The organism is Neisseria musculi (genome assembly GCF_014297595.2).
GTDB lineage: Bacteria > Pseudomonadota > Gammaproteobacteria > Burkholderiales > Neisseriaceae > Neisseria > Neisseria musculi.
Genome location: NZ_CP060414.2, coordinates 531,464 through 544,519, shown reverse-complemented (window position 1 = coordinate 544,519; position 13,056 = coordinate 531,464). Strand labels below are relative to the sequence as shown.

Annotated in this window: 12 protein-coding genes and 1 pseudogene; all 13 read right to left on the bottom strand. The window is 55.3% G+C overall.

From position 1 onward, the window contains the following. Positions 1 to 37: 37 nt before the first annotated feature. Entirely contained in the window at positions 38 to 253 is a 216-nt protein-coding gene (locus H7A79_RS02700) for a hypothetical protein (RefSeq protein ID WP_187000983.1), read from the bottom strand. A 15-nt stretch (positions 254 to 268) separates the two neighbouring features. Beyond that, the gene (locus H7A79_RS02695) at positions 269 to 3,244 is read right to left on the bottom strand and encodes an LPD7 domain-containing protein (protein ID WP_187000982.1); all 2,976 of its coding nucleotides are present in this window, start codon (positions 3,242 to 3,244) and stop codon (positions 269 to 271) included. Between the two features lie 62 nt (positions 3,245 to 3,306). Beyond that, entirely contained in the window at positions 3,307 to 3,795 is a 489-nt protein-coding gene (locus H7A79_RS02690; protein ID WP_187000981.1) for a GNAT family N-acetyltransferase, read from the bottom strand. Then, on the bottom strand, positions 3,788 to 4,063 hold the full coding sequence (locus H7A79_RS02685) for a type II toxin-antitoxin system TacA family antitoxin (protein WP_187000980.1): 276 nt from the start codon (positions 4,061 to 4,063) through the stop codon (positions 3,788 to 3,790). Before H7A79_RS02685 ends, H7A79_RS02690 begins: the two co-directional genes overlap by 8 nt. Positions 4,064 to 4,201: 138 nt before the next feature. Further along, complete coding sequence (locus H7A79_RS02680) at positions 4,202 to 4,840, bottom strand: hypothetical protein (protein ID WP_187000979.1); 639 nt, start codon at positions 4,838 to 4,840, stop codon at positions 4,202 to 4,204. 54 nt (positions 4,841 to 4,894) lie between these two features. After that, the gene (locus H7A79_RS02675) at positions 4,895 to 6,964 is read right to left on the bottom strand and encodes a type IV secretory system conjugative DNA transfer family protein (RefSeq protein ID WP_187000978.1); all 2,070 of its coding nucleotides are present in this window, start codon (positions 6,962 to 6,964) and stop codon (positions 4,895 to 4,897) included. 289 nt (positions 6,965 to 7,253) lie between these two features. Next, positions 7,254 to 7,649, bottom strand: a complete 396-nt coding sequence (locus tag H7A79_RS02670) for a single-stranded DNA-binding protein (protein WP_187000828.1) — start codon at positions 7,647 to 7,649, stop codon at positions 7,254 to 7,256. A 123-nt stretch (positions 7,650 to 7,772) separates the two neighbouring features. Then, positions 7,773 to 8,357 carry a hypothetical protein gene (locus H7A79_RS02665; RefSeq protein WP_187000977.1) on the bottom strand — a complete coding sequence of 195 codons (585 nt, stop codon included), beginning with the start codon at positions 8,355 to 8,357 and terminating at the stop codon, positions 7,773 to 7,775. A 41-nt stretch (positions 8,358 to 8,398) separates the two neighbouring features. Further along, the gene (locus H7A79_RS02660; RefSeq protein ID WP_187001599.1) at positions 8,399 to 9,496 is read right to left on the bottom strand and encodes an ATPase, T2SS/T4P/T4SS family; all 1,098 of its coding nucleotides are present in this window, start codon (positions 9,494 to 9,496) and stop codon (positions 8,399 to 8,401) included. Positions 9,497 to 9,543: 47 nt separating this feature from the next. Next, a pseudogene (virB10, locus tag H7A79_RS02655) lies at positions 9,544 to 10,148 on the bottom strand (type IV secretion system protein VirB10). 686 nt (positions 10,149 to 10,834) lie between these two features. Continuing rightward, a complete protein-coding gene (locus H7A79_RS02650) occupies positions 10,835 to 11,656 on the bottom strand; it encodes a TrbG/VirB9 family P-type conjugative transfer protein (protein WP_187000974.1) in 822 nt (273 codons plus the stop codon). Continuing rightward, positions 11,653 to 12,390, bottom strand: a complete 738-nt coding sequence (locus H7A79_RS02645) for a VirB8 family type IV secretion system protein (RefSeq protein ID WP_187000973.1) — start codon at positions 12,388 to 12,390, stop codon at positions 11,653 to 11,655. The genes H7A79_RS02650 and H7A79_RS02645 overlap by 4 nt, the downstream gene beginning before the upstream one ends. Positions 12,391 to 12,570: 180 nt before the next feature. Then, the gene (locus tag H7A79_RS02640) at positions 12,571 to 13,050 is read right to left on the bottom strand and encodes a hypothetical protein (RefSeq protein WP_187000972.1); all 480 of its coding nucleotides are present in this window, start codon (positions 13,048 to 13,050) and stop codon (positions 12,571 to 12,573) included. Positions 13,051 to 13,056: the final 6 nt, after the last annotated feature.

The following is a 13,056-nucleotide window of genomic DNA, read 5'->3' as shown; positions in this document are numbered from 1 at the left end:
CCGCACTGTTAAAGTACGGGGCATATTTCCACCGGTTTTACCGCAGGCCGTCTGAAAGCAGTTGTTTTGCAGCCTGCGGCTCGTCGGGATTGTTCAAATAAGCCTGTATGCTTGCTTCTGAAGTGCAGGCATCCAAATAGCGTTGCTGCTGCTCGGGGCTTAAACTAAAAAACACTTCAGCTTCTTCCGGCATGAAGAAATTCTCAAGCGGCTCCTTTTGCTGCAATTCAAGCAATAGATGATTTTCCGACATACATTCTCCTTTTCGTTAACGTTCCATTTCCATTTCTCTGCCTTGCTGCCGCTCCTGCCGTTGGTTGCGTTCGGTTGTTGGGTTGGCCGGCGTTTGCCGGTGGGCGGGCTGTTTGACCGGCTTGGGCAGTTTCAGCCTGCTTCCGCTCATCTGCTTGGCGGTGTGCTCGTAATAGTTGGTCAGGGCCAACGTGCGGGCATCGCCTTTCAGGCCGCGGATGGTGTCCAAAACATTGCGCTCGTGCCATTGCAGGTGCTGCCTGTTGGCTTTCGAGAGCTTGGCGGCTTTGTCCATATACACGCCTTTGGCGGCAATAAAACCGGTTTCCAGTGCCGCCGTTTTCATACGGCCTGCCGCCACCGCCGCTTCGGAGCGGATCTCGGATTGCCCGATTGCCGGCAACGGCACGCCGGGCTGCGTGTCGGCGGTATGGGAGGCGTTGATGGCGGCATCGGAGGGCAATTCGTTTTGGGCAAGCATTTTGTCGGCTTTCGACAGCATCTCCACATCGGGTTTGGCGAACACCTTTTCCGGCTCGCGATCGGGCGGTATTTCTTGTTCCTGCCGCTGCCGGAGGTCCTGCACGATTTCCATTCTGAACAGGTTACGCCCAACCTCTTTTTTCTCCATGCCGGTAACGTTGCCCGCTTCATCGCGCACGGCAACTTCGATTTCCACCGGCTGTTTGCCCAGCGAATGCAGGCGGATGCGGTCGCCGATTTCGGCACCGCTGCGCGCCATCGCGTCGGGCAGGTCCACGCCCCAAACGGTGCGCTCCCTGCCGTCTTTTTCCAACACGATATACGGGCTGGGCTGGTTTTTTGGGTTGTGCTGATACGGGGCATTGCCCGCATTGACTATCCGCTCGCCTGCTTCTGCGGCCGCTGCGGTTTTGGCCGCTGCCCCCTGTCGGGTTTCAGACGGCCTTGGCCGTTTGTCGCCGGGATAAGGTGCGGGCGGCACTTTTTCGGCTTCGGCAACGGCAGGGGCGCGCCCGGGTTGCGGCTCGATGGCGTTTAACGACCGCTCCTGCCGCAGCCGCTCCAGCAAGGCCAAATCTTCCGGTGTCGGCCGGTAGCCGCTGGTGCGGATGCCCCGGCTTTCGGCGGCCACATACATCATGGATTTAAACTCTTTGCTGCCGCTGATTTTGATGCTGTCCCAGCCTTTTTCTTTGGCCACTTCGAGCATATCGTTGACGGTCTGCGCATCGGTTTTGGCGGTGCTGATTTTTTTGCCGCTGTCGGTAAACAGCACGGTGGTATGGTTGGCGGCGGAAAGGTATTTGCCGTCGGCCACCACATAACGGCTCTTGATGCTTTCGGGCGGGATGCGGTAGTTCAGGTCGGTAACGGGCTTTTTGCGGCCGGCTGCGGCCAAATCGGGCTGCCCGGCTTCCGGCGCGGCGGCGGGTTCAGAATTTGTACTCGGCCGTGCTGCGGCCGGAGTTTCCTTATCGGCTTGGTCCTTGCCGCTGCCGGCTGCGGGGCTGTGTTCACGCCCGTGGCCGAAAACGTGGCCGGGGTCAATGCTCTGATGCGGTTCGGGTTCCCGTGTGCGGCGCAGCGCGGCGTATTCGATGGTGTTGTTTTCAGACGGCCTGTCGGCGGCTTCGGGGGCAGCGGCGGCTTCAGCGGCCGCCGCTGCGGTTCGGGGTTCGGTTTGGGTTTGGGCTTTACTGTCCATATCGTGTTCCTGTAAAGAAGCCGCCCCGGTTGGGGCGGCTTGGCTTGGCGTTTCGGCAGGCGGCGGGGCGGGATAGCCTGACAGACGGGCTTCTTCGGCAACAACCGCCGCCCATTCTTCATCGCTCATAGTGGGCGCAGCAGCGGGGCGCGGCGGTTCGGTTTCGGGAGCGGCAGCCGCTGCCGGCCGCGGTTCGCGGATTGCCTGCGCTGCTTCGGGGCGGCCTTCAGACGGCCTGACGGCAGATTGCAGCCGTGGTCCGTTCACTTCCTGCCCCGCTTCGGGAGCCGGCTGCGGCCGTCTGAAAGCCGCTTCGATGGGTCCGCGCACGGCTTCGGTGCCGGCCAGTTGGTGCAGGTCGTTGAAGTCGCTGGGCAGGTTCGGCCCGTTGGTGTTCTGATAAGCCTGAATCTGCGTCATCGTGAATTCGGGCTGCACCGCCACGGCATGGCCGCCGAACCATGCCGCCGCCTGCCGCGCCTTGTGAATGCCGGTTTGCGATGCGTCGTTGTCCGCCGCCAGCACCACCGGCACACCGGCAGGCAGGTTTTGCGCCAGCCGCTCCGACACCGCCACCATATTGCCGGCGTTAAACGCCACAATCACGGGCTTGCCCGTTGCCTGATGGATACTGGCGGCAGTAGCGTAGCCCTCCGCAATCACCAGGCCGTCTGAAAGCTGCCCGGCATTGCCTACCACGGCGTAACCGCCTTTAACCTGCCCGCCGGAGAGGAAACGCTTATGCCCGCTTTGGTTGATGGACTGCACGTTGACGATTTCGCCGCCGTAATACAGCGGCACCACCAGATTATCGTCGCCGCGGTAACGGTTCTGCCGCAATCCGGCAACAGCCGCCGCCGAGGTGATGCCTTTGGCCGCCAGGTAGGGGTGGTCTGCGCGGGCGGGGGCGGAGCGGTTCCAAATCCTCCGTGCCGTTTCTTTCGCTTTAGCCTGTGCTTCGGCCTGTGCCTGCTCTTCGGCCTGCCGCCGCGCAGCCAGTTCGGCAGCCCGCACCGCCTGCTGTTCGGGTGTCGGCGGCGTGTAGGGTTGGGACGGGGTATAACCGTTTCGGCGCGCATGGTAAAACAATGTGGAGATATGGACGCGGCCGGGCTTGAACGACTTCCAAGCGGTTTTGGCATCGCGGGCATTGTAGTTGTCGGCACTTTGAGACCAGTTGTCCCAAAGATTGAAGCCGTCATCGCCCATTTCGTCTTTCAGGGCGGCACCGACCTGTATCCAGGTGTCGCGGTCATGGGCATCGATATGGCTTAAAGCGTTGCGGATTTCGTTGTAGTCGCTCATGGTTTACTCCAAAAGAAGAGGCCGTCTGAAAACATTTTCAGACGGCCTGTGAAAAATATGGCTCAGGGTTTGAAACGGCTCAAAGGATAAAACAGCTTATCTGGGCAGTCGGCAAATGCCGTAAAGCCGAAATGCCGGTAAAACGCGGCGGCAGTTTCGTCTTTGGCTTCAACGATTAAGGCAAAGGCGGCAATTTCGGCACGGGCGCAACGCAATAGTGCATCGGCCAGCAGCATACCGCCCAAACCGCGGCCGCCGTGGTTTTTGTCCACGGCAAGCCTGCCCAGCAGCACGGCGGGCACGGACGGGTAACGCGGCAGTTTTTTGGCGGTGTGCGGCGGCAGTTTGTCTAAAGCCACGGAGGCGGAAGCCAGCGTGTAATATCCCGCTGTCGAGCCGTCTGAAGTAACAGCGGTAAAGCAGGCGGCGATACGCCGTTTGATGTCTTGCGATACCTGTGTATGAAAATAACGGTTCAACGGCTCCGAGAGACTGCAAAAGGTTTGACGCGCCGTTGCCGGATTCAGCGGCACAATGCGGTAGTCAGCCATGGTTTTGCATTTCACGGTGCCGGGATAAGGCCCGCTGCAGGGCGGCGTTGTGCGGCGGCGGGTCGATTAAGGCTTGAGCAAAGGCCGTCTGGTCGGCCAGCGACAGATTCAGTATCTCCGCTTCGGCAATGGTTTTGCGCGCAGCCTCTTGGGCGGCACGGATAACGAAATCGCTCAAACTGCGGCCTTCCAGTTCGGCGGCGCGTTTTAACAGGGCGTGGGTATCTTGGTTTACCCTTGCCTCAAAACGGGCGGTTGCGGCAACCATCTTGAATGCTCCTGAATAGGGGAATAAGTTTGAATTGTACGGAAAATATCCGTACAGCTCAAGATTCAGGCCGTCTGAAAACGGTAAAGGTGTTTTCACACGGCCTGATAAACATGCGCAAAAGGAGGGATAAAAGCTTCAGTCGGCCAGATAGTCTTCCGCCTTGATGCCGCGCCGTTTCAACAGATATTTGACGGATTCAAAGCCTTCCTCATCGGTGTGCCGTTTAAACGCTTTCAAAACTTTGCGGATATGCCCGGGCGGGCTGTAGGGCGGTAAGGCATTGTCGAGCCAAATGCGGAGCATAAGCTCGTCATTGTCCAGTTTGGTTTTGGGAAGGCTGCCGGTTCGCTTGATTTTTTCTGCAAACAACTCTTCCGGGGTAAAAATTTCGTTAATCATTGCGCCATAGCGCTTTTCCATTTCCCGGGAAAAATATTTGGCATAAACGCCAAATGTGAACAAGGGTTTGCCGCCGACCAAACAAAACAGGGGCAGCAAAAACAGACAGATCCACACCGCCTCAACCCCGAAATGCCGCCAAAGATCAAAAACCGTTTCCCCATCCGGCAGGCCGATATACCAAGCGGCAAACAGGCCGGACACGAATGCCCAAACGGTGAGCCGCGCGGCAAGGCCAAGCAGGCGCACGACCGGTAAAAACAGCGTTTCTGCCCAATATGCCGGATTGTGCCGTATGCTGCGGCGGATTTCTTTTTCGACTTCGTCGGGCAGCAGAAGGGTGGTTTTGCGGATGGACTCAAGATCAAACACCATTTCCAATCTCCATAAGGTTTCAGACGGCCAGGCCGTCTGAAAGGGTTTCCTCAGTTAAGCGGCTTTTTCTTCTTTATCTGCCGCTGCCGCATCGATACCGGCCGTTTCTTTCAATATCTTCGCGATAACGGGCAGGCTGCCTTCGCCCCAGTTTTGCGCCACTGCCGGCACCAGTCGGGCAACAAACTCCGGCGGGCTGCCCGGCGGCACCAGCGCAGCGAGCAGCGCATGGGCGAGCTCGCCGGCATTGGCGGCTTCCTGCCAGCGGAAAGAGGCCATCTCTTCGGGCGAAACATAATCCGGTGTGATTACTTTCGGCGGTTGTTTCCGGGTAACGGCAACTTCTAAAACGGGTACATCCGGCACGGGCCAGTTAGCCCGTCCGCTAAAAACCGGATCCTCGTGATAAACGATTCTGTCGGCAAAAACGGCGTTCACGCCTTCCATGGTGATGATGCAGTGGGTGTTCGGCATCGTTTTCAGTTCATCAGGATTCATCACCGCGCGTTTTTGATCACTGATGTTGCTGCCGCTGCTGCTGCTGTTTTTGCCGCGGGAGCGCGACGAAGATTTGGCCTTATAGGTGTAATAGCCTATCAGCTTGCTTAACTCTTCTGCGTCTTGCTGCTCCCGGGGAGCAAAAACGATACGGGCGGCGAATGTGGAAAAGAACGTTTGGCTTGCAGCTTTGCCATAGACGTTCTCTACTTGCGAAGGAGACTGAAAAACAGGAACGGGACGGATGCCGTAACCGGCCAAATATGCAATACCTTCTTCAATGGCGCGAACGCGGCCGAGCGCCGTGAACTCGTCCAACATCAGCAGGCATTGGTATTTCAATTCCTTATTGTCTTGGGGCAGTCCCTGCCGGACATTCACATCGACAAGCTGGCTGAAAAACAGATTGAGTAATGTACCGTACACTTTCAACTCTTCCGGCGAAACCCCCAAATAAATTGTGATCCGTTCGCGGCGCACATCATCCAGGTAAAAATCATCGCCGCCGGTGGCCGCTTCAACCGCAGGATCAAGAAAAATCGCCAGCGGCGCGGCCATAGTGGACAAAATATCGCCGCCGGTTTTGGCATTGCCGTTGGCAAATCCCATCAGCAGGGTTTGGCAGTTGCGGCTCAGCTGTATGGTATCCGGCTGCGCTGCCCGCCGTTCAAACTCCGCCCGTATCCACTCTTGCAGGGTTTGACCGTTTGCAGGAGCGGTGAGGCGGAACAGGTTGGTCATCGTGGTTTTGTTTTCCAACCGGCTTAAATCCCGCTCCTTCTCAGTCTCGATCAAATACAGCAACAATCCGGCGAACAGCTTTTGCGCTTCCTGCTGGAAAAACTTCGCGCTGCCCCGGTCTTCGGTCGGTAACGGATAAAACACCGCTGCTGCCGCCAGCGCATCCTTGTAGGTATAAATCGGATTGCGGCGTACATAAGTCAGCGGATTCCAACGATGACTGATCAACGGTGCAGACGGATCGCGGTCGTGATACGGCATGGTGCCGCTCGGGTTGAAAAAATAAACTTTGTGGCCGTGAGCCGCCCGAAACCCCGCCGTAATGAAGAAATTCTCTTTTTTAACGTCATTGACAACCATGCTGCCGTTGTAATGCAGGCAGTTGGGAATCACAAAGCCGACACCCTTACCGCTGCGCGGACGTGCGGCCAAATAGACGGGGCTGTCAGACGGCCAACGCAGATATTCCCCCTTGAACTTTCCCATGATCAAATCGGGATACTTATCGGGCTTGGGCTTTTGCCAAAACAGCAACGGTTGTTTTTCCAACAAACCGGCTTTTTTGATTTCCCCACGGCCGGCAAACCGCGCCGAGCCGTGCAGCTCGCGTTTGGGCTTGGCAGACACCGCCGCCGGCATAATCACCAATGCCAACAACGGAACCAAACCTGCGGCAGCGGTCGCCGCTTTGAGCGGAAAAATCATGTTTTCCGGCAGTTGGTCGAGATGCTGCCAATATTTGACCAGCAGCCATACCGAAGGAGCGGTTTTAAGCCCCAGCCACTGCGTATAGAGTACGGCGGCGGCATACAGGCCGCCCGCAACGGACAAAACAGTAACGATGCCGGTTATCGCAATCCCAATACCGATTTTGCGTTTATCCATTTCACGCTCCGAAAAAATGCCCGCACAAAGGCGGGCAGACGGGTTTGAGTCTGCCGACCCGTTCAGACGGCCTTGATTGAAACACACCATTATGAGCATCTAAAAGTGCACCACGATGAGCATCTAAAAGTGCACCACTTGCAAACAAACCGGGGGGGTGCATTTTCAGATGCCCACTCCCCGGTTTCCGGTGTGGTTTTATATGCCTGTTTTGTCGGTTCCATTCCGAAACTGAGCCGCAGTTGTGGTCTGAAATTGAGCCACACTGTGAGCGGTGCTTCAGACGGCCTTACATCATGCTGTAAATGCCACCGGCCGTGTTTTCTTCCGTTACGCCCTGCCGGGCATGGCCGGCGGTGCGGATTATCTGCATTTCGTTGCAGACAACCTCGGTAACCGACCGCGCCGCACCGGCTTTGTCGGTGTAGAGGCGGGTGCGCAGCCTGCCGTACACCAACACGGTATCGCCTTTTTTCATATGGCGGCACACGGTTTCGGCATGGCGGTTGTAGAGCAGCACCGCAAACCATTCGGTGTGCTCTTTTATTTCGCCGGTGGATTTGTCCGTCCACTTTTCGGAAACGGCCACGTTGATTTTGGCAACCGGCGTGCCGTCGGGCATATGGCGCAATTCGGGGTCTTTGCCCAGATTGCCCATGATTTCGATTTTGTTGATGTAGGGCATTTTTCATCCTTTCAAATCAAAGGCCGTCTGAACATGATTTTTCAGACGGCTGCCGTGAACATGGCGGATACGCGGGAACTGAAAAACCTGAGTAAACCGCGAAAGCCGCCTAAACGGACTTCACTATCGTGCCGCAATCAGTTGCTCTGCTTGGGCATACATTTTTTCCCGCAGGGCTCGGTTGCGGCCGCTGCCGGATAACGAAGACAGTTCATCACTGATGCTGAGGTAATATTCAATCAAGGCCAGCTTTTCTTCCGTTTCGTACTCTGCTTTGGGAATCAAATGGAAAAGCAGAAACCCGTCAAAGAATTGTTCGGTTTCAGGCGGCAGCTTATTAACTTTAAGACGGGCAGCTTGTTTCATTGCCGTTTTACCACTGTTGAAAGCCGTTTTACCGCTGCCGGGCTGATTGGATATGGCCGTTTTAAGAGCAGCAGTATGTTTTTCCTGCTTCTGAGCAAACATATTTGGCCAGCAGACAGGCGAGATCGCCTCAATATCGATTATCTCGATTTCCCGGCTATAGGTTTTTTCAAGCTCGGGCAGAATGGATATTTCCAAGTCCTGCCATACCCGCAGTGGGGGAGATTCCAGTATCAGACTTACCACCCGGATCCTGTTATCGGTTTCCACAGAATGTTTTCCCGCAGGGTAAACCGATGCACGGACAAAATAACTGGTTTTTTCGGAAACAGTCGGAGTCATCGTCAAATCTTTCTTACAAATCATCAAAAGAAAAACGGCCGTTACAGACGGCCGCTCACGGCATAAAACTTTTCCACGGGGTCGTAATAAAGCTCGGTCATGCGCGTTTTTTCAAAATAGCAGACCACATCAATGGTTGCCCGAACCGTATTCAAGATGTAAGAATGATCCATATTTTGGCCGGCCGGGGATTCCATCGCCAGCTGCGCGATACGGTAATGGACGGAGCGGGCATCGTTGGCATGGACGGAAGTTAAGCCGCCCGGGTGGCCGGTGTTGAGTGCCGAAAGATAATCCCACGCTTCGTCCCCGCGAAGCTCGGTCAGAAAAATGCGGTCGGGTTTCAAACGCATACAGGCAGCCACAATCATTTTGGCCGAAATGTGTTCTTTATAGAAAAGATGGGCATGGTTAGGATGATTGGGAAGACTTAATTCGTGGGTATCTTCAATGGTAATCAAACGCTCGTTGGCAGGGATTAAGTCGGCAAGGGCTTTGGTGAACGTGGTTTTGCCCGAGCCCGTACCACCAACCATGCAGATATTTAACTTACGGGTAATCGCAATTTTGAAAAATTCGACCAAATCCCCGTTGGCTTTATGTTCCAACATCTTATACTGCCAGTCGGCCAACTTCACATCGTAGGGCAACCTCATCTTGTCGCAGACATCTCGAACATAACGGCTGTCTGTTTCAATTTCCGCAGCCGCACGATGTTCAGGCACGCCGTGGGCGGAGACATCGTTAAAGTCTTTCAGACGGCCGGTATCGATATAGTCGCTCAGGCTGAAACGGCTGTCGGACGGTTTGCGGAAGGCAAACACCATCGTGCCGTCTTCACATGAAGGCGGCATCATAATGTGGCCGCGCTCGCCGTCAGGAAGTGTTACAGAGTGAATGGGGTGTTTCGTATTTAACGCCTTGCCGTTGAATACGCACAGCGCATTGCCCAACTGCATCAGATTGCCCAAAGTAAGCACACTGCTTTCATAACGGGTAAAACCGCTGCTGTCTTCGGTAAACATTTCCCCGCTGCGGTTAATCAAAACCTCGGTTACACCCGGCCGGTTCAGTTTTTCGGTGATGCCCGATTTATCCAAAAGATTGCGGACGGTTACGTCCTTATTCAAATCACTCATCGCTTTTTTCAAAGAAAACCGCCACGCCGGTTGGCGCGGCGGTGGGTTCAGTCGGTACCTACCACCTCGTAAACACGGCTGAAATCGACATCGCGGGCAACGTACACCATGATGCGCTCTCCTTGGTTCACATAGCCGGTCGGCGGGATATTGATGGTGTTTTTCAACACTTCTGTAGCGATATCCTGTGCCGATTCGGTGGTCGAATCAAAAGACACGTTGGAAGAACCATTGCGGCGGCGGCCGTAGGCATTGACGGCATCGTCTATCATGCTGATCATGACCGCCCCGCCGATGCGCTTCCAAAAGTGGTTGTTTACCCGTGCCAGATGGCCGGAGCGCCCAGTGGATCGGCACCCAAACTGTCGATGACGACGGTGATGCCGTTGGGCGTTTCCAGGGTGGTCCACGCGGCAAAAACTCTAGTCTGCCCCTGCATCAGGGCGGATTGCTGTTCTCCGTGGATGACCGATCCTTTTTCAACCAGCAATACTTTGCCGTTGGCCGAATAGACGTCATCCAATACTTGGCATTTGGTGATGCCCGGGTGGGTGGTTACGATACGGGTCAGCAGGCCGCACGGGATACCGGTGCTGCGCCCGAGCAGAAAATCCAAACTGCCGCGTTGTCGGGCAACGGCCGGCGTGAACATCGAGCCGCCCAACCGGGCGGACAAACCCTGTTCTCTGCCGTTACCGGCCGCGCCATCCGTTTCAGACAAATCTCCGGGCAGGGCAGAAGAACCGTCTGCGCCAACGGCATCCACCGCGCCGGCAACGGCATCTTCGGCGGCACGGCCTCCGTTTCCGTCAAACATCAACGGACTGTTCAAACGCAAGTCCGGCGGCGGTTCGCTTGCGGCCGGCACCGGTTCGGGAGACTGCGGGACAATCTCCGGCGGTGGTGCGGGCGCGGTTTCGGGTTCGGATACCGCTTTTTCGACAATCTCAATCTCCGAAGCCAGCCGTTCTTGCTGGCTTTTGGCGAAGTTGTGGCGGTTTGTGTTTGCGGAAACCGCCTGCGGCTGCTCGGGTTTGGGTTCTTTTGCAAACCAACCCGCACCGTAGCGCATCACACCCGCAGAAATAAACCCGACGGCAAACAGCCCCAACACCAAAACCGCCACCTTTTTCATGGTGGAAATTTTACGGACGCTCAAATCACGGGGGATACCGCGTTCCGCTTCCGGCGTTTTAACCTGCTCGCTCAGATTCCGTACACGGAAGTCTCCGTCATCCGGTGTTTCATGACGGCTCTCATTTTGAGGGAGATGGGACGGCTCGATGGTATTGGCTTCATTGTCGGGCCCGGTATTGATACTGTTCGGATCCAAGTTCATTATTTGCCCTCCTTTTTCATACGGATTGCGCCGGGAACGGTGGTTCCCCGATAGTTGAATCTGCCCTTGCCGTCATAGCTGCGGTTTTCGACACCCAGCACCTTTTTGCCCAGGCGCAGGTAAAACAAAGCAGAGGTGGCGTGGACTACCAGAGTGTCCTTATCCACATGGCTGTTTACGGTGGATTCGGTTCCATCGTCAGACACTTTAAAGACCGTGGGCATTTCGCGGCCGTCGTTAAACCTGAGATAAGTAAAACGGCCGTCGTCCCACATTTCAGACGGCCGCAGCGACTTCGCGCCGAAACCCCAATAGTCGGAATTTCGGAAACCGCGGCTGCTGTCGGGATACAGATCATTCAAGGCCTGTGCTTCGCGGCGTTTGCGCTGCGCCGCATCTTGCCGCTTGCGGATGTCTTCCGGATAGCGGAACCGCAAAATATAGGTGGGCGGGCGGTTTTTACCTGCCATCTGCAAATCGAAAGCATAAGTCCGCTTATTGGTGGTAATCAGCAGATTGGTTTGGGGCGATGCGGCTTTGGGTTTGAAAAAAATATTGTTGCCGGATACATTCAAATGCCATGCACCGGTATTGCCGGCAGCCAAACCCTGGCTGCCGCCGCTCAAACGCTCGTCTGGCGCCAACTGGACCAACACGGCCCTGCCGGCTTGGGCGCGGATCACGACCACGTTGTCCGGGTTGTAATCCGTATATTGGATACGGCGGTCATAGGCTGTTCCCTTCGGAACGGCCGCTGCCTGGACGGAGAGCGAAAAAAAACCGGCTGCAATGCCGGACAGTAAAAGGGTTTTGTTGATCATGGCGCATTCTCCACTTCCACCTGATACGAATCGACAACAAATCCGGTCGGGTTGTATTCCCGCTCTTCTTCTTTGAGCGGCGGATTGTCATAGTGATAGGCAATGGTGGCAATCAGGTGTTGGGCAGCCGGTGCTTCGCCCGATGCGGGCACGACCGGCAATGTTGTTTTGGTAAAGCGGACCTGGGCGGTATCGCCGACAAATGAAACGGATTTGATATCGACTTTCACACGGTATTTGTCGGCCAGCACGCTATCGGGACCGACCCCGTCGTGGAACGGTTTGGTGAACCGTGCCTGCTCCTGCGTCCCGCTCATCGCCATTACGGTATCGTAAGTGGTTTGGACGGTGTACCAGTCATAACCTTCGCGGTTGATGACGTAACGGCCCAAAAAGTGCTTGTTCAGCTCTTTGTTGTTGGAGAGGGTTTTGTGCTCTAATGTGGTGATGACGTTGGTTTTGCCTGTATTCATGTCCACCAGCATAATATAGGGTTCCACGCGCACCAGCGGCTGCATGGCGGTCACGGCGAAAGCCGAAGCCACGGCCGTCAGCCCGGCGGCACCGGCAACAAACCATGCCAGTTTTTCACGCTTGCGGATATTGTCGTTTTCCGATTTTTCAAACGCTTTGGCCGCCTGAATAAATCCGATACTTTCCTTATAAGGTGTTTTAGGCCTCTGTTCTTTCAAACGGGCCTGGCCGTTTTTGCCTTTTCTGCTGAACCAACCCATTTTAATTTCTTTCCTGATAAGCGGGGTTAATCGGAAAAGCCGTTCCGTGCGGCTTCTTGGGGCTGTGCGAGCAGGCCGCCGCCAAACCTGCGGCCAGCAAAACCAAAAACAGTTTCTGCATGATGGAGTCTCCAAAAGAAAAACGCTTCCGGTAGGAAGCGTTTCAGTATGTTTAAAAAATCAGAATGTTTCCCGGCTGACTTCAAATTTATTCAAGTCCAGTTTTCCGCCTTCAGGTATGGCCGTATGGGTTTCAAACTCAAACCGCTTTTTTTCTTTCGGAGAAAGGGTAATTTCTCCCCATAAGGCTCCTTCGCGGAAACCGCCCTTGTCATAGATTGGAATGGAAACAGTCAATCTTATCAGTTTGCCTGTTTTATTATACGCCTCGCCTGTCAAGCGGCGGCCTTTACCATAACCGGTACCTTCGCTATTAAAAGCGGATGTCTCGGATATTTTCATATTTTTCAAAATATAGACCGCCGTCTGCTTGTCAGGAATGGATTTACCTCCCATTGAGAGAGCGCTGTTGCCCGACAAGCTGCCGTTAATACTGCCCAGCGCACTGTTTACCTGTGCCAAGCCGCTGTTCAATTCTGCACAGCCGGAAAGTAGAAAAATACCGACCGATAATAATGTTGCATTGAATTTTAATAACATAGTAAA

Bases quoted from the DNA above. Each gene is read 5' to 3' on its own strand.
- H7A79_RS02700 (WP_187000983.1), bottom strand. From the start codon at position 253: ATGTCGGAAAATCATCTATTGCTTGAATTGCAGCAAAAGGAGCCGCTT.
- H7A79_RS02695 (WP_187000982.1), bottom strand. From the start codon at position 3,244: ATGAGCGACTACAACGAAATCCGCAACGCTTTAAGCCATATCGATGCC.
- H7A79_RS02690 (WP_187000981.1), bottom strand. From the start codon at position 3,795: ATGGCTGACTACCGCATTGTGCCGCTGAATCCGGCAACGGCGCGTCAA.
- H7A79_RS02685 (WP_187000980.1), bottom strand. From the start codon at position 4,063: ATGGTTGCCGCAACCGCCCGTTTTGAGGCAAGGGTAAACCAAGATACC.
- H7A79_RS02680 (WP_187000979.1), bottom strand. From the start codon at position 4,840: ATGGTGTTTGATCTTGAGTCCATCCGCAAAACCACCCTTCTGCTGCCC.
- H7A79_RS02675 (WP_187000978.1), bottom strand. From the start codon at position 6,964: ATGGATAAACGCAAAATCGGTATTGGGATTGCGATAACCGGCATCGTT.
- H7A79_RS02670 (WP_187000828.1), bottom strand. From the start codon at position 7,649: ATGCCCTACATCAACAAAATCGAAATCATGGGCAATCTGGGCAAAGAC.
- H7A79_RS02665 (WP_187000977.1), bottom strand. From the start codon at position 8,357: ATGACTCCGACTGTTTCCGAAAAAACCAGTTATTTTGTCCGTGCATCG.
- H7A79_RS02660 (WP_187001599.1), bottom strand. From the start codon at position 9,496: ATGAGTGATTTGAATAAGGACGTAACCGTCCGCAATCTTTTGGATAAA.
- H7A79_RS02650 (WP_187000974.1), bottom strand. From the start codon at position 11,656: ATGATCAACAAAACCCTTTTACTGTCCGGCATTGCAGCCGGTTTTTTT.
- H7A79_RS02645 (WP_187000973.1), bottom strand. From the start codon at position 12,390: ATGGGTTGGTTCAGCAGAAAAGGCAAAAACGGCCAGGCCCGTTTGAAA.
- H7A79_RS02640 (WP_187000972.1), bottom strand. From the start codon at position 13,050: ATGTTATTAAAATTCAATGCAACATTATTATCGGTCGGTATTTTTCTA.